The following is a 16,093-nucleotide window of genomic DNA, read 5'->3' as shown; positions in this document are numbered from 1 at the left end:
TTATCTTTTTCCGCCACCACCTCTTTGAGGCATAAATGGACTTTTACTTTGTTCCTCTGTAGCCGCTTCTGATTTAGAAACTCCTTTTAAGCTATACACTAGTTTATCACCTTCGGAAATGCCACTTAAAATTTGCACATTAACACCATCACTAGCACCAAGTGTTACCATCTTCGGTGTAATTGATCCATCAGTACCTAACACCCAAAGTGCAGTGGCTTCTCTAGATCTTTCGCTATTTTTTGTTTCTAAGCCATGTTGTTGATTATATGTTGCTAATACTTCTTTTTCAGGTTTAAAGTTGATGGCTTTGGCTTCTGCCGTTAATACATTACTTAATTCTAAAGTGTAAATAGAGATGGTTGCTGTTAATCCTGGTTTTAGTTTTAAGTCTGGATTATGTGCCTTAATCACAACGGTATATGTTACAACATTTGAAGTAACCGTTGGATCTAAACGCACTTGTGTTACTTCACCTTCAAAGGTTTCTCCTAGGTAGGCATCTACTGTAAATTCTACACGTTGTCCTTCTATAACTTGTCCAATATCTGCTTCATCCACATCTGCTTCTACTTGCATTTCTTTTAAATCTTGCGCAATTGTAAATAGCGTTGGTGTACTTAAACTTGCTGCTACCGTTTGTCCTTCATCGATCGCTCTAGACAATACCACACCATCAATTGGCGAATAAATATTGGCATAACCTAAATTGGTTCTGGCCTGTTGTAAATCGGAATAACGCTGTGTCACCGTTCCTTTTGCAGTTTCGTAGTTGAATGCAGCATCGTCAAAATCAGATTTACTAATCACTTGATTATCGAACAATGTTTTTTGTCTGTCGTAAATCGTTTTTGTATAATTTCGCTGACTAACCGCATTATCATAAACAGCTTGTGCTTGTGTTTTAGCTGCGTTTAGATTGGTTTTATCTAATTCTGCTATCAGCTGGCCTTCGGTAACAACGCTATTATAGTCCACATATATTTTCTCTACCACTCCAGATACTTGTGTCCCTACTTCTACTTGCGTAATAGGCTCCATCGTTCCGGTTGCTGTAACCATGGTAGTGACGTCTGCTTTTTTAGCTACTATAGTTTTTGCTTCTACTATTATGGCATCGTCGCCTTTTATAAAACTATAGGCTATGACTGCCAATAGTACTATTATCGCGCTTGTTATGATGATTTTCTTTTTAGTTTTCATAATTTTTTGAATTAAAGTTGGATATCGTTTCCTTGGTAAAATTGTAATAATTGGTGGTATAAAATGTTTAAGTATTTCGATTGTAAATAGTTTTGCTGTGCATTGGTAAATGTATTTTGACTAATCACTAAATCGGTAGTACTTAAAGCTCCCAGTTCATACTTTTTTTGTGCAAGTTTATACGATTGCTCTGCTGCTATTTTTGAAGCATCCGAAGCAACTACTTGCTCTTGCGCAGACACTGCATTTTGATATGCTGTTTCTACTTTTTTATAGATTTCTTTTTCTGTGCTTTGTTTTTGAATTTCGGCTTTTTCAATATTGATGTTCGCCGTTTTAACCGCTGCTTTGGTTTGGTTTCTATTGAATATTGGAACACTTAAAGACAGTCCGATTTTCTGATTGAAATTAATATCAAACTGATCGGAAAAACTATTATCATTAATACTTGTGAAACCAGATCCAATACTTCCAGATAAGGATAAGGTTGGTAAATAAGCACCTTTAGCAATATCTAATTCTTTCTTATTGACTTCAATATTTAAAATACTTGATTGTATTTCAGGAAGAAAACCAAGCGCATTCGTATAGACTTTCATTTTATCCAACTCCAGGTTTACTAAATCCATGTTTTCATCAATAGTTTGAATCTCTAAATCTTCTAAAGGAGATAATTCTAATAATTGTTTCAGCTGAATGATATATTGCTGGTAATCGTTTTTAGCAGCAATCACATTGTACTTGTTCGTCGCTGCTTGGCTTTGCGCTTCGGTATAATCCCCTAATGCAATGGTTCCCGCATCTAAACGTGCTTTTGCTCTTTCTACTTCTTTTTGTGAGGCAGTTACATTGTTTTCCGCAATAGCGATACTTTCTTTACTATATAGCGTTTGTAAATACACTTCTAAAATATTTAAAGCAATGTTATTTTTTTCTACTTCTTCTTGAAAAATACTTTGCGCTAAGAACAGTTTATTTTGTTTAATCTGATTGTTCAATTGGTTCCCTTGAAATAAAGTCATCGAACTATTAATCCCAACATTGGTGCTATTTATTTGATCGGTTACGTAACTACTTGTAATTGGATCGATGGTATTTCCGCTAGAAAAATTTTGAGAAGCACTACCAAATAAATTAGGCAGTCTAGACGATTTCGATTTGCTATAATCTATTTCGGCAATGTCCTTATTTAAGGCTGCATCTTTAACTGTGATGTTGTTTTCTAGTGCATAGGAGATGCAATCTTCTAAGGACCATACTTTCGGTGTTGTTGCTGTAGTGGTATCTTGTGCAAAAGTGAACTGCACAAAGAATAGACTTACAAGGATTAGATATAATTTCATTTTATTGAGTGTTTTGATTTAACACTTCAAAGGTGCAACTATATACTATCTTAATATAAAGGAATAGACGTTTGGGGGAATTGACTATACGAAAACCGAAATTCTATCGATACGATTTTTTCGATTTGCTCGGAAGGCTCTAAAAACAAAAACAGCATCTAAAATATTTAGATGCTGTTTTTTATAAAAGATATAGAATAAAGGATTCTTTAAATACCCTCAAGTCCTTACTTGTTGCACAATTACTTGCCGCTTTTTAAAGTAATCTTCAATTCGATTTCGGTGTTTAATAGTTTAGAAATCGGACAAACTTCTTTTGCTTTGTGTGCTATTTGCTGAAACTGTTCTGCGTCAATTTCTGGAACATCACCTACTAAATTTAAAGTGATTTTTGTAATGGTTCCATCTTCAAAAGTAACCGTAGCATCTACATCTAAAGTAGTTGCTGTAAAGTTATTTTCGTTTAGTAAGAAGCTTAATTGCATCGCAAAACAACCTGCATGCGCTGCTCCTATTAATTCTTCTGGGTTCGTTCCTTTTTCGCCATCTTCAAATCGGGTATGGAAAGAATAGGCTGTTTTATCTAGCACTTTACTTCCTGTGGTTAGATTTCCTTGTCCGTCTTTACCACTTCCTTGCCATACTGCATTTGCTTTTCTTGTAAACTTCATAATATTTGTTTTAAGTGAAACTAAATTATTTATTTGGAAGCATTCGGATAATCGGTGTATCCCTTTGCTCCCGTTGTATAAAAGGTGTCTGCATCCCATTCGGCTAGTTCCAAATCATTCTCAAAACGTGCTACTAAATCCGGATTCGAGATAAATGGTTTTCCGTAAGCTACTAAATCGGCATCACCAGCTTCCAGAACTTTATTTCCTTTCTCTTGATCAAATGCGGTATTAATCATTAAGGTTCCATTATATAAAGGTCGGAAATGTTTTGCAATTTCGGTCACCGCAAAAGGCACTTCCGAAACATCAGAAAAAGGTTCAGATAAATGTACATAAGCTAAATTATAATCGTTTAATTTTTTGATGATATATTCAAACGTAGGAATCGTGTCTTCGTCTAAAGTAATTCCGAACAGACCATTTAAAGAAGGATTAAAACGGACTCCTATTTTTTCCTGCGGAATCACTTCTTTCATAGCATCTAAAACTTCAAAAAAGAAACGGGTTCTGTTTTCATAGCTTCCTCCATAAGCATCTGTTCGTGTATTAGAACATCCGTTGAAGAATTGCTGAAACAAATACCCATTAGAAGAATGAATTTCGACACCATCAAATCCTGCTTTTATTGCATTTGCTGCTGCATGTTGAAAATCTTTAACCGTCCTTTTAATATCTTCTATAGTCATTTCCTTTGGCGTCACTGTATCTTTAAAGCCTTCTGGTGTAAATGATTTTGCATTCGGGTTTATAGCCGAAGCTGAAACTGGTAATGCACCATGATGAAAATCTGGATGCGACATTCTGCCAACATGCCATAACTGGATAAATATTTTACCACCTTTATCATGTACACGTTTGGTTACTTTTTGCCAACCAGCGACTTGTGCTTCCGAATAAATTCCTGGTGTATTAATATAGCCTACAGCTTGCTCCGAAACTTGTGAACCTTCTGTAATAATTAAACCTGCCGAAGCGCGTTGCTCGTAATACAAACCTTGTAATTCGTCTGTTGCTACTTTTGCTTCGTTATTAGCACGACTCCGTGTCATAGGAGCCATTACCACTCTGTTATTTAGGTTTAAATTTTTAGTATATGCGGTTAATAATGGTTGTTTGCTCATGTATATGGTTATAAATTGTTACTGCAACAAATTTCCATAATTATACGAACAATCTCATTGACCTATATCAATTAGGATAGATTTAACTTTTTTCTAACTCTACTTAAATTTTCAGGAGAAACTCCTAAATAATTGGCAATGTCATAATTTGGAACGCGATCTTCAATTTGCGGATACGAAGTACAAAATTCTAAATAGCGTTGTTGGGTATTCTTTTCTTGCGCAGACAATATGCGCTTACTTTGAGAAATAAATGCTTTGGTGATTAATATGCGAAAGTAACGTTCAAAAATTGGAGCTTGCTTATATAAATTTTGAAGACTATTATAATGAATAGATAGTAATTGTGCATCTTCAATAGCCTCAATATATAATTTGGCAGGCGCTTGATTGTAGAAAGCTTCAAAATCGCCTATCCACCAATTTTCTATAGCAAATTGAATAATATGTTTATGGCCTTTCTCATCTAAATAGTACGCTTTTAAACAACCTTTAATTACAAAATACTCGTGTTTTACTTGCGTTCCTGGCTTTAATAAAAACTGTCCTTTAGAAAGAGAGACTTCATTTAAAACAGATTGAAATGCCTGCATATCGGCTGCGGATGGCTGAATATTTGCATGTATATGTTTTGAAATGGACTTATAAATCATGTTACAAAGATGAGGAATTGATTATATTCTAAAATGATTCCTTCTCTTTTATTCTTTAAAAATAAACCAAAATAGCTTAGAAATATAAAACTTTGTTAAAAAAGAATGAACATTCATTTTTAAGTATATCTTTGTACTCTCAAAACAAGAAGATGAAAGTTATCTGGAAAATTTTAAGAATACTGTTAGCATTATTTATGATATATGCAGGTATGCAACATTTTATCAAACCTGCTTTTTTTAATGCATTTGTTCCTGATTTTTTAATCTATAAAAATCTTATCATTTATGCTTCCGGTGTATTAGAAGTTGCATTAGGAATTCTGTTACTTATACCAAAGTACACTAGTAAAGCGGCGACGGGAATTTTTGTTCTAATGATCCTCTTTCTTCCTATTCATATTTGGGATGTGTTTTCAGAAACACCTGCCATTGGAAGTCATCAGGCAGCTATGATACGATTACCAATACAGTTTGTTCTAATTGCTTTGGCATATAAACTTGAAAAAATTAAAGCATAATGGCGAAACTTCAAAAAAGTATTGATAAACGAAATGCATTGATTAAAGCGACGATTGAGTTGGTAAACAACAATGGTTTTCACGCAACACCAATGAGTAAAATAGCAAAAATGGCTAACGTTTCTCCAGCGACCATTTATTTATATTTTGAAAATAAACAAGACCTAGTAAATCAAACCTATGTCGAAGTGAAAGCAGCATATACAAAATATGCTTTTGAAACTTACGACGAAAGTATGTCAATTGAAGCAGGATTTGAACTTATATGGAAACGCATTGCGGAGTTTAAACTCAAAGAGTGTGAAAACGCCATGTTTTTAGCGCAATGTGATAATACACCAATGATTGATGAACCTAGCAGACAAGAAGGTATTAAACACCTGCAACCACTACTCGACCTTTGGGCGCGTGGTAAAAAAGAAGGTATTATTAAACCCTTATCCGATTTCCTACTATATGCCTATGCGATAAATCCGCTATCGTTTTTAATGATTACTCAAAAGCGCGGTGCTTTTCAACTAGATAAAACACATTTGGAAGAAGCATATCAATCTGCTTGGAGTAGTATAAAAGTTTGTAAATAAAATGAAAAAAACAGCAATAATATTAGGAGCTTCTGGTTTGACTGGCGGTATTTTACTTCAGAAATTAATGGAAGACGATAGCTATGAAAGCATCAAATTGTTTTCCCGTTCTAAAATAGAAGGGCTACCAAACAAAGTAACACAGTTTATAGGTAATCTATTAAAGTTGGAAGAGTTTAAACCAGATTTTACGGCAGATCAAGTGTTTTGTTGCATTGGTACAACAGCCAAAAAGACACCAGATAAAAATTTGTACAAACAGATAGATTATGGTATTCCGGTAACGGCAGCAAAACTGTCTAAAGAAAATAAGATACCCACTTTTTTAGTAATCTCGGCAATGGGAGCATCGGCAAAAAGTAGTGTCTTTTACAATAAAACGAAAGGCGAAATGGAACGCGATGTATTACAACAAAACGTAAAAAACACCTTTGTATTAAGACCATCGATAATTGGTGGAGAACGTAACGAGGCGCGCCCATTAGAAAAAATAGGATTAGCAGTATTTAAGGTGATTCAGCCTTTATTTATTGGAAAATTAAAAGAATATAAAATCATAGATCCAGAAGATATAGCGCAAGCTATGATTACGCTGGCAAATAGTACAAGTCATGCGGAAGTGATAATTACTTCCAACGATATTAAAAGAATAGCAAAAAACAACTAAAAAATAAAATTAAACATATGGAATTATTAGATAAATTAAAGTGGAGATACGCTGCAAAAGCAATGAATGGTGAAAAGGTTTCTGAAGATAAAGTAGAACGTATTTTAGAAGCTGCTCGTCTTGCTCCTACATCCAGTGGATTGCAACCTTTTGAGATTTTTGTAATTAAAAATCAAGCCATTAAAGAACAAATTAGACCAGTTGCTTGGAATCAATCTGTGATTACCGACTGCTCTCACCTACTCGTTTTTGCTGCTTGGGATACCTACACCGCAGATAGAATTAATCACATGTTTGATTTAACCAATACCATTCGCGGATTTGAAAATGAAGGATGGGAAAACTACCGCCAAATGTTATTAGGTATGTATCCGCAAAAAGATGCCGAAGAAAACTTTAACCACGCCGCAAAACAAGCATACATTGCTTTTACAGAAGCGTTAACTGCTGCAGCTTTTGAAGGTGTAGATGCAACACCATTAGAAGGTTTTGAACCAGATGCAGTAGACAAAATTTTAGGGCTACGTGAAAAAGGATTGCGTAGTGCGGTGATGTTACCTATTGGGTATAGAAAAGACGATGCAGATTGGTTAGTGAATTTAGAAAAGGTTAGAAAACCTATGGAAGAATTAGTCACTGTTATAGAATAAAAAAACAATTATCATGAAGACTATATTATTAAACAACAGACCCGAAGGGAAACCTACCGTTTCCAATTTTGAATTTGTTACCGAAGATAAACAGTTAACCATAAATACAGGGGAAGTCCTTTTGGAAGCTGCTTATGTTTCTGTAGACCCTTATTTAAGAGGAAGAATGAGTGATGCTAAATCGTACGTTCCTTCTTTTGAATTAAACAAACCGGTACATTCTGGAGTCATTGCTAAAGTGATCGCTTCTAAAAATGAAAACTTTAAAGAAGGCGATTATGTTTCTGGGATGCTAAATTGGCAAACACAACAAGTTTCTAATGGTGACGGACTTTTAAAAGTCGATGGAAATAAAGCACCATTAAGCACGTATTTAGGTGTTTTAGGAATGACTGGATTAACCGCATATTTAGGTTTAACTCAAATAGGGAAACCGGTTGCTGGTGAGACGATTGTAGTTTCCGGGGCTGCTGGAGCTGTTGGTAGTGTGGTTGGACAAATCGCAAAAATTCTTGGTCTTCACGTTATTGGAATTGCTGGTACCGACGAAAAAATCGACATGCTAAAAAACAAGTTTGGTTTTGACGCTGGTATCAATTATAATACAAGTACAGATATTAATGCAGACCTTAAAAGATTAGCGCCAAATGGTGTAGACATCTATTTTGATAATGTTGGCGGACCAATTTCGGATGCTGTATTTTTCAACATTAACCGATTTGCAAGAATTATTATTTGTGGTGCTATTTCGGTGTATAACGAAACCGAACTACCTACAAGTTTAAGTGTACAGCCATTCCTAGTGAAAAATAGTGCCTTAATGCAAGGTTTTATTGTTTCTAATTATGCGGATAAATTCCCAGAAGCAATGCAACATTTATCGGCTTGGTTAGCAGAAGGAAAATTAAAATATACCGAAACTATCGTAGATGGTTTTGATAATATACCAAATGCTTTTATCGATTTATTTGAAGGTAAAAACAAAGGTAAAATGATAGTTAAAATTTAAAAAAATAAAGAAAAAGAAGATGAACAATTTTGAACTTAAAAATCCGACTAAAATCATTTTTGGAAAGGATACGATACAAAAATTAGAAACAGAAATCCCTCAAGATGCTAAAGTATTATTACTTTATGGCGGAGGAAGTATTAAGAAAAATGGTATTTACGAACAAGTAAAAACCGCTTTAGCCAAAGTTGAGGTTATTGAATTTGGAGGTATTCCTGCAAATCCGGAGTATGCTACGCTAATGGAGGCTTTAAAAGTTATTAAAGACGAAAATATCACCTATTTACTAGCCGTTGGTGGTGGTTCTGTAATTGACGGAACGAAGTTTTTATCTGCAGCAGCAGTATATGAAGGAGAAACACCTTGGGATATTTTAACTAAAAATGTTAGAACCGAAGTTGGAATGCCTTTTGGAACGGTTTTAACCTTACCAGCAACAGGATCTGAAATGAATTCTGGAGCCGTAATTACAAGAGCAGAAACCAAAGAAAAGTTAGCCATGGGCGGACCAGGTTTATTCCCTGTGTTTTCGATATTAGATCCGCAAGTAATTAGTTCTATTCCGCAACGCCAATTGGCAAATGGATTAATGGATTCTTTTACGCATGTTTTAGAACAATACATGACCTACCCAATTGGCGCATTATTACAAGATCGTTTTGCAGAAAGTATTCTACAAACCATTATTGAAGTAGCACCTAAGGTTTTAAAAGACCCTACAGATTATCAAGCGGCTTCTAACTTTATGTGGAGTTGTACCATGGCTTTAAACGGATTAATCCAAAAAGGAGTTCCTGGAGATTGGGCAATACACATGATGGGTCATGAGTTAACCGCTTTATTTGGTATCGATCATGCACGAACTTTAGCGATTATTGCGCCAAGCCATTATAAATATAATTTTGAGGGTAAAAAAGAAAAATTAGCACAATATGGAGAACGTGTTTGGAATATTACTGAAGGAAGCATAGACGATAAAGCATACGCTGCAATAGAAAAAACCACTGCTTTTTTCCACTCCTTAGGAATCGATACGAAACTATCCGATTACACAAAAGACTACGAAGGAACTGCCGAAGAGATTGCCAAACGTTTTACAGCGCGTGGTTGGAAATTAGGAGAAAGACAAGCATTAATGCCAGAAGATGCGGAGAAAATTGTAAAAATGGCGTATTAATTTTAAGAATGAATTTACTAAAAACATTAGCCTTAACACTTACTATTATTACAGCTGCTAGTTGTAAAGAGGTGAAAAAGGAAAACCCTTCTGAAAAAGTTTCAGAAGCACAAACAACATTAAAAAAAGACAAAACAATGAAAGTATTATTTGTATTAACATCTCACGATAAATTAGGAGATACCGGAAAAAAAACAGGATTTTGGGTAGAAGAATTTGCTAGTCCGTATTACACATTATTAGATAAAGGAGTAGAAATTACTATCGCAACGCCAAAAGGAGGCGCTGCACCAATAGATCCAAGTAGTGATTCACCAGATGCTGCAACAGAAGCAACAGATCGTTTTAATGCGGATGACATTGCCAAAGAAAAAATTGCGAATACGAACAAATTAGCGGATATGAATGCAGACGATTTTGATGCTGTATTTTATCCTGGAGGACACGGACCGTTATGGGATTTAACCAACGATAAAAATTCTATTGCTTTAATTGAAAAATTCAATAATCAAAAGAAACCTATTGCATTTGTTTGTCATGCTCCAGCAGTATTGAGAGATGTTAAAAATGAAGATGGAACACGATTAGTAAAAGGTAAAAAAGTTACCGGCTTTTCAAATTCAGAAGAATCTGCTGTAGGCTTAACCGAAGTAGTACCATTATTATTAGAAGATATGCTAATAGAAAATGGTGCCCATTATTCTAATGGAGACGATTGGGCTGCATACGCTATTCAAGATGGTAATCTAATTACTGGACAAAATCCAGCTTCTTCAGAATTAGTAGCAGAAAAACTATTAGAAAGTTTAAAGTAAGCTATACTTTTTACAATAGTAAATAGTAGCTATAACGATTATAATAAAAAAACCGGGAACAATTAATTGTTCCCGGTTTTCTGTTTACAAAGGTTTGTAAACTAAAAAAGCCCATCTATTAAAGATGGACTTTTGTAAAAACTTGAAGTATATATCTTAGATAACTTTTACGTTAACTGCGTTTAATCCTTTGTTTCCTTCTTGTAAATCGAATTCAACTTCGTCACCTTCTCTAATCTCGTCGATTAATCCAGAAATGTGTACAAAATGATCTTTGTCTACTCCTTCTTCAGTTATAAAACCAAATCCTTTTGTGTCGTTGAAAAATTTTACTGTTCCTTTACTCATTGTAATGTAATTTATTTATTAATACTTTATAATAAGCAAACATAGTGCCATTAATTTAGATTTTGATTCTTTTTCTTGTTTTTATTTCATTTTAGTCGAAAAAAAAATTATTATCTTTAAATCTAGTCTAGATCGTCGTCATCATATCCTGGCAATTCTAAAGCTTTCACCGATTGTATCGCATTTCCTGCAATACCTTTTATAGAACCATACATATCAATCGTATTGGTAACTACTTTTTCAATTTGTTTTTCTCTTTGTTTCCAGATACGTTGCATGGAGCGTTTTTCACTTTCTAAATCCGATTTCATTTGTGTGAAACCTTCGACTATCGCTTCAATTTGCATTCTAAACGTGTTACTCGTTAGGTAATCGTAAAGCAGGTCCATTTTGTCTCCTTTATTTTCCTGTGTAATTATCGCGTTGTTTACTTGTAGAATTCCTTCTCTTAAAACGGCACAAAGTCCTTTAAACTCTTCGTAGTTACAAATCCAAATGCCATCTTTTAATCCCATTCGATCCATATCGGAAGGCATTACTTCGGTTACTAAAACCCCAATATTGGCACCTTTATCTCTAATATCTGCTTTAAACTTTTCAATCCAAGTTGGCTGAAAATCTTTGGTTCTTTTACTTTCATAATAGATGGTACCACAATTTTGTTCGGTTCTAGAATGCACAATCTGAAGACAATCGCCACCACGAGCGCCTTTCTTAATCTCTTGAATGGTATCTAACGGAAACTGCGCCGCCAGCCATTCTTCTATTGCCAATTCTTGTACTTCTCCTTGCAATTGCATCGAGCCTTGCTCCTGCTTACGTTTCATTTCTTCGGTAAGCTTTTTCTGATCTTCCAATTGCTTTTGCATTTCTTTAAAACGCAATTCGTTTTTATCTTCTTCCGATTTTTTGATTTTTTCCTTTTCGGAAATTAGAATTTCATTCAGTTTTTTCTGTGCTTCGGCTTCTGCAGCTTCTTTTAATTCGCCTTTTTCTCGTTTTAGCTTTTCAATTTCTGCTTTCGAACGATTGAGCTCTTTAACTTGTTCTGATTTTTCGTTTAGTTCTTTCTGAAGGGCATCAAACTGTTCGGATTGTTCTTCTTTTAGTTTGCGTTTTAGCTTGGCTTCTATTTCTTTTTTATCTGCTTTTAGCTGATTTTCTAAACGCTCTTGAAACAACTCATTTTCTTTCTTTTTCTTTTCCTGAAAATTTTGCTTCTCCAGTTTTAATTGCTCTTGCTGCAACTCATATTTTTTCTTTTCTGCAGCTATTTGCGACTGATACTTTTGTTTTATTTCCTCTTCTAATTGATGCGATAAAATATCTTGAACATCTATGGATGTGCCACAGTTTGGGCATTTTATTTGTGTTTCGTTTTTCATTTTATATTTCTGAATATTATTTTATTGAACAATTACTTACTCCTCTTGCATCATCATTTTGTAGTGTTCAATATGTTTTGTTTTTTCAAAGATAGACTTAAATACCCTTTTATAAATATCGATAGTTTCATCTTGATATTCAATGTATAAATCATCATTAATACTATGAGAACCATCGTTTATCCAACTTATAAGAGATTTACAAATATCTTGTTCTTCTTTTGTATCAAATTTATTTATAATTTTTTCATCACGATGTTTACCCAAAATTTTAAAGTAGTTTTCGATAATTCTACGCATATTATTCTGAACAGAAACTAAAGAGTTTTCATCTTTTAAATCTTTCCATAATAATTCATAAGATGAGTGTATTGGGTTTTCTTGTCCAAAAGGTTGAATCGAAGTTTTTTTATTTTTCTTTCTAAGTATCCAGTAATTTGTATTATTTAAGACTCTAGTTCTACCATCAATAAAAGAAACTTCTTTGTGAAAAAAAACATTATGAGTTAATAATATTACCTGAAGTATATTTCCCTTACTTTCTCTGACATCATTTAAAATACTTTTTATTAGAGTACTGACAACATACAAAATATTGCTATCTAAACTAGAAATTGGGTCGTCAATTACAAGTATTTTATCTTCTGAAGTTTTGCCTTCTTCTAAAGAACCTTTGGACATTTGCAAAAAATACAAAAAAGTAATAAATGTAACTTCTCCTTCACTTAATGTCGATTCGGCTAATGAACCATCATCTCTCTGTATTTCATAATGGTTTTCTTCTCTTTTTGATGGAACTATAATGAAACTTTGCAATCCATATTTTTTCAAAATATTGTTAATTTGAATTACAGTAGGTTCTGAACTAGTAATATTTACACTTAACTCGTTAATCTCTATAATAAGTGCTAGATATTTCTCTTTGGATTCTATAAATTGTTTTTGTATACCATTAATACTTTTGTCTAAAGAATCTAATTCTTTGATATAAATATTAATATCCTCTTTATTATTTTCTATAAGATATTTCCATATTGATTTTATTAATTCGTCTCGTTGATTGGCATAATCTAAAACAATTTTATTATGCTTTTCTATAGATTTATTAGCTTCAACGAGTAGTAGGTTTAAGTTATCTAATTGTTCCTTTATAGATTGCAAAACAACTTCTCTACTTGGCTCTGAAATTTTATTTTGTAAATATTCTTTATTTGCACTTAACTCACTAATTAAGGTTTTTAAATTCGCTGAAAATAAATTTATATTTAAAATTGTTTTTTCATTATCCTTTTCTTCTATCTCAATTTGATTTAATTGATGAACAATTGTACTTGCTTCCCGAAGATATTCTTGATTAAAATCATTAATATTTTTTAAGTTTTTAGTGAAATTTTCATCAAAAAATTCGTCTAATTGCTTTTTAAAATCTAAAGTAATTGTTTCTTCTTGACAGAAAGGACAAGTAGTTTCTGTATCGACCAAAAAGTTTTTTCCTTTTATAACCCAATCATTGATGTTCAACTTTTGTATTAGTTTAGAAATTTCAACATCTGCTTTCCCAATAATTTTTTTCTTCCAAATTACATCTTTCTCAATCTCTAAAATCCTATCAAAATGAATAGTTGTAAAAGGCTTTATCTGAGTAGGAACTTCTCCAAAAATAATCTTAGATTTTGTTTTCAGAATATCTATTTCTAAAAATGGATTGATGTTATTTTTGAATTCATTGATTATTCTATCATAAAAAACATCTTTACTTTTCATAGAACCAACAAATGCTTCTTTGAAATGAACTTTATGTTTCTGAAGTATGCTCTTCCAGATTTTTTCTTTAAAACTTAATACTTTATGAATTTTTTTTTCATTTTTAACCTCCAATGATAACTTTCGTTTTTCATAGAGTTCTTTTAAATTTTTAAGTTCTTCTTTCTTTATTTTGATTAAATCTAATTCTTTTTTTGTTGCTTTCCCTAATGTAAAAACACCATTAAGCTTACCTTTTCCAAAATACTCTTCTCTAAATTTTTTATTATAAACAAGAATTTCAAGTTTTGTATTATTTTCCCATGTTTTAGAGCATTCAGAAAAATTAATATTTGAAGAATCATATAAAAAATTGGAAATAGTTGTTTTACCAGTTCCATTTGAACCATAAATAAAGTTAATTTTTTTTAAATCATTTATTTCAACAGGTTCCGTATATGTAGCAATCTTATGTAACTTTATATTTTTAATCATATTACTTTCTTGAATCTATTAAATTACTAAAATAACTCATTTTAATTATTTCAACTTGAAAAAATAATACTTAATCATTAGGCTTATGTTTGTGTGGTTTTAATTTTGGATGTTTTGGTTTACTTTCAGGCGTAACTCTTCGTCTTTTATCTGGCGTACCATCTTCTTTCTTTGGTTTAGGCCCTGGTTTAATCGCTTCAATTTTCATTATATTCTATGTTTTAAATTGTTCATTTATAAATATATAGAAGATAAATAGCATTTATTTACGGTTTTCCTCAGTTAATGAAAAAACTTATATAATATCTATTTCATTTCAACCCAAAACCAAAAAAAAGACCAAGCTTCACAACTTGGTCTTTTCTATTATAAAACACAATTAAACTTAAAAATCTAAATCGTATACGTACGTACTTTACGTTTTTTAACTCGTGCGTTGTTTGTTTTGGCAATAATACCTTCGGCTTTCGCTTTTGGTATGGCTACAAAGGCACAATCTTGTTTTAATTCGATCACACCAATCTCGCTTTTATCTAAATCACATTGTTTAAAAAGCAAACCTGCAATATCGCCTTTCGAGATCTTATCTTTTCTTCCGCCAGAAATAAATAAAGTACTCCAAAAGGTTTCCATTTTAGTGGTTTTTCCATTTGGTGTAACTATTTCTTCGGTATCAATAAAATCTGGTGTTCTTTCTTTTTCCCATTGCAATACATAAGCGGTACCTTCGGCATTCATACGCGCTGTTCTACCATTTCTATGCGTAAATTCTTCGGCTTTTAATGGCAATTGGTAATGAATGATATAGTTTAACTCTGGAATATCCAATCCACGAGCAGCCAAATCTGTAGCAATGATTATTTGATGGGTTCCGTTTCTAAATTTTATTAAAGCACGTTCTCTATCAATTTGTTCCATACCACCTTGAAAACAGCCATGTGCGATATTATTTTCGTTTAAAAAATCACTCACATACTGAATGGTATTCTTAAAATTACAGAAAATAATTCCGGGTTTATTACCAATATCGTGTAATAAATCGACTAAGGTCTGCAGCTTGTTTTTATCTGGAGAAAGTACTTTTTTAATAACTAAGTTCGAAATTTTAGTATCTAAATAATCGATAACTAGTTCGTTTTTTAATCCGACAAAACGAGGAATTTCCATGTCTTGTGTTGCCGAAGTTAAAATACGTTTTTTAATATTTGGAAGACTAGAAATAATCTCTTTCATTTCCTTTTCAAAACCAACTTCTAGCGACTTATCAAATTCATCTAAAACCAAAGTATTAATATCTTCTACAGAAAAAGTTTCTTTACGTAAATGATCTGCCACTCGACCTGGAGTTCCCACAATAATTGCTGGTGTGTGTGCTAAATCTATTTTATCTTTGGTAAAAGGTCTTCCACCATACACGGCATTGGCTTTAAAACCAGTTCCCATGGTACGAATTACTTGCTCAATCTGAATGGCCAACTCGCGAGAAGGCACCAAAATTAAGAGCTGTACGTTGGCGTTGTTTTTATCTAATTCGGCAAGCGTTGGCAATAAAAAGGCAACGGTTTTACCAGTTCCTGTTGGTGATAATAAAACGGTATTTTCGGTACTTGTAATAGATAATAAGGCTTCTTCCTGCATGGGATTTAGCGCTTCGATTTTCAGCTTATCTAAAATATCTTGCTGTGCTTTTAAATAATTTCCCATT

Annotated in this window: 17 protein-coding genes; 7 read left to right on the top strand and 10 right to left on the bottom strand. The window is 33.0% G+C overall.

The genetic code is table 11. The annotated features are described in order from the left end of the window. The 5 genes from ACVCZW_RS09375 to ACVCZW_RS09355 form a co-directional block, all read right to left on the bottom strand. Positions 1-1,203 (bottom strand): efflux RND transporter periplasmic adaptor subunit, encoded by a 1,203-nt coding sequence (locus tag ACVCZW_RS09375; protein ID WP_452229944.1) that lies wholly within the window; start codon positions 1,201-1,203, stop codon positions 1-3. 11 nt (positions 1,204-1,214) lie between these two features. Continuing rightward, positions 1,215-2,546: a TolC family protein gene (locus ACVCZW_RS09370; RefSeq protein WP_452232256.1), complete on the bottom strand. Its 1,332-nt coding sequence runs from the start codon at positions 2,544-2,546 to the stop codon at positions 1,215-1,217. Between the two features lie 242 nt (positions 2,547-2,788). Then, positions 2,789-3,217 (bottom strand): OsmC family protein, encoded by a 429-nt coding sequence (locus ACVCZW_RS09365; protein ID WP_452232255.1) that lies wholly within the window; start codon positions 3,215-3,217, stop codon positions 2,789-2,791. Between the two features lie 29 nt (positions 3,218-3,246). Then, positions 3,247-4,341, bottom strand: a complete 1,095-nt coding sequence (locus ACVCZW_RS09360) for an alkene reductase (RefSeq protein ID WP_452232254.1) — start codon at positions 4,339-4,341, stop codon at positions 3,247-3,249. 71 nt (positions 4,342-4,412) lie between these two features. After that, positions 4,413-4,994 (bottom strand): Crp/Fnr family transcriptional regulator, encoded by a 582-nt coding sequence (locus ACVCZW_RS09355; RefSeq protein ID WP_452229940.1) that lies wholly within the window; start codon positions 4,992-4,994, stop codon positions 4,413-4,415. A 152-nt stretch (positions 4,995-5,146) separates the two neighbouring features. Here ACVCZW_RS09355 and ACVCZW_RS09350 point away from each other — a divergent pair, with 152 nt between their 5' ends. From ACVCZW_RS09350 to ACVCZW_RS09320, 7 genes are read left to right on the top strand one after another with little or no spacing between them, the layout of a single operon-like run. Then, entirely contained in the window at positions 5,147-5,515 is a 369-nt protein-coding gene (locus ACVCZW_RS09350) for a DoxX family protein (RefSeq protein ID WP_452229939.1), read from the top strand. Then, on the top strand, positions 5,515-6,099 hold the full coding sequence (locus ACVCZW_RS09345) for a TetR/AcrR family transcriptional regulator (RefSeq protein ID WP_452229938.1): 585 nt from the start codon (positions 5,515-5,517) through the stop codon (positions 6,097-6,099). Before ACVCZW_RS09350 ends, ACVCZW_RS09345 begins: the two co-directional genes overlap by 1 nt. A gap of 1 nt (position 6,100) precedes the next feature. After that, complete coding sequence (locus ACVCZW_RS09340) at positions 6,101-6,766, top strand: nucleoside-diphosphate sugar epimerase (protein ID WP_452232253.1); 666 nt, start codon at positions 6,101-6,103, stop codon at positions 6,764-6,766. 17 nt (positions 6,767-6,783) lie between these two features. Beyond that, positions 6,784-7,416, top strand: a complete 633-nt coding sequence (locus ACVCZW_RS09335) for an NAD(P)H-dependent oxidoreductase (RefSeq protein WP_452229936.1) — start codon at positions 6,784-6,786, stop codon at positions 7,414-7,416. 10 nt (positions 7,417-7,426) lie between these two features. Next, on the top strand, positions 7,427-8,425 hold the full coding sequence (locus ACVCZW_RS09330; RefSeq protein ID WP_452230182.1) for an NADP-dependent oxidoreductase: 999 nt from the start codon (positions 7,427-7,429) through the stop codon (positions 8,423-8,425). 19 nt (positions 8,426-8,444) lie between these two features. Further along, entirely contained in the window at positions 8,445-9,602 is a 1,158-nt protein-coding gene (locus ACVCZW_RS09325) for an iron-containing alcohol dehydrogenase (protein WP_452232252.1), read from the top strand. 8 nt (positions 9,603-9,610) lie between these two features. Continuing rightward, entirely contained in the window at positions 9,611-10,417 is an 807-nt protein-coding gene (locus ACVCZW_RS09320) for a type 1 glutamine amidotransferase domain-containing protein (protein ID WP_452232251.1), read from the top strand. Between the two features lie 156 nt (positions 10,418-10,573). Here the strand turns inward: ACVCZW_RS09320 and ACVCZW_RS09315 are convergent, their stop codons facing one another. The 5 genes from ACVCZW_RS09315 to ACVCZW_RS09295 form a co-directional block, all read right to left on the bottom strand. Next, positions 10,574-10,765: a cold-shock protein gene (locus tag ACVCZW_RS09315; RefSeq protein WP_028282170.1), complete on the bottom strand. Its 192-nt coding sequence runs from the start codon at positions 10,763-10,765 to the stop codon at positions 10,574-10,576. Between the two features lie 122 nt (positions 10,766-10,887). Beyond that, on the bottom strand, positions 10,888-12,150 hold the full coding sequence (locus ACVCZW_RS09310) for a DUF2130 domain-containing protein (RefSeq protein WP_452232250.1): 1,263 nt from the start codon (positions 12,148-12,150) through the stop codon (positions 10,888-10,890). 36 nt (positions 12,151-12,186) lie between these two features. Further along, the gene (locus ACVCZW_RS09305; RefSeq protein WP_452232249.1) at positions 12,187-14,388 is read right to left on the bottom strand and encodes an AAA family ATPase; all 2,202 of its coding nucleotides are present in this window, start codon (positions 14,386-14,388) and stop codon (positions 12,187-12,189) included. A gap of 70 nt (positions 14,389-14,458) precedes the next feature. Beyond that, positions 14,459-14,596 (bottom strand): hypothetical protein, encoded by a 138-nt coding sequence (locus ACVCZW_RS09300; protein WP_452232248.1) that lies wholly within the window; start codon positions 14,594-14,596, stop codon positions 14,459-14,461. A 185-nt stretch (positions 14,597-14,781) separates the two neighbouring features. After that, complete coding sequence (locus ACVCZW_RS09295) at positions 14,782-16,092, bottom strand: DEAD/DEAH box helicase (RefSeq protein ID WP_452232247.1); 1,311 nt, start codon at positions 16,090-16,092, stop codon at positions 14,782-14,784. Position 16,093 lies beyond the last annotated feature (1 nt).

Source organism: Lacinutrix sp. MEBiC02595, from assembly GCF_053601555.1.
This window is presented reverse-complemented; position numbering and strand designations above follow the sequence as displayed.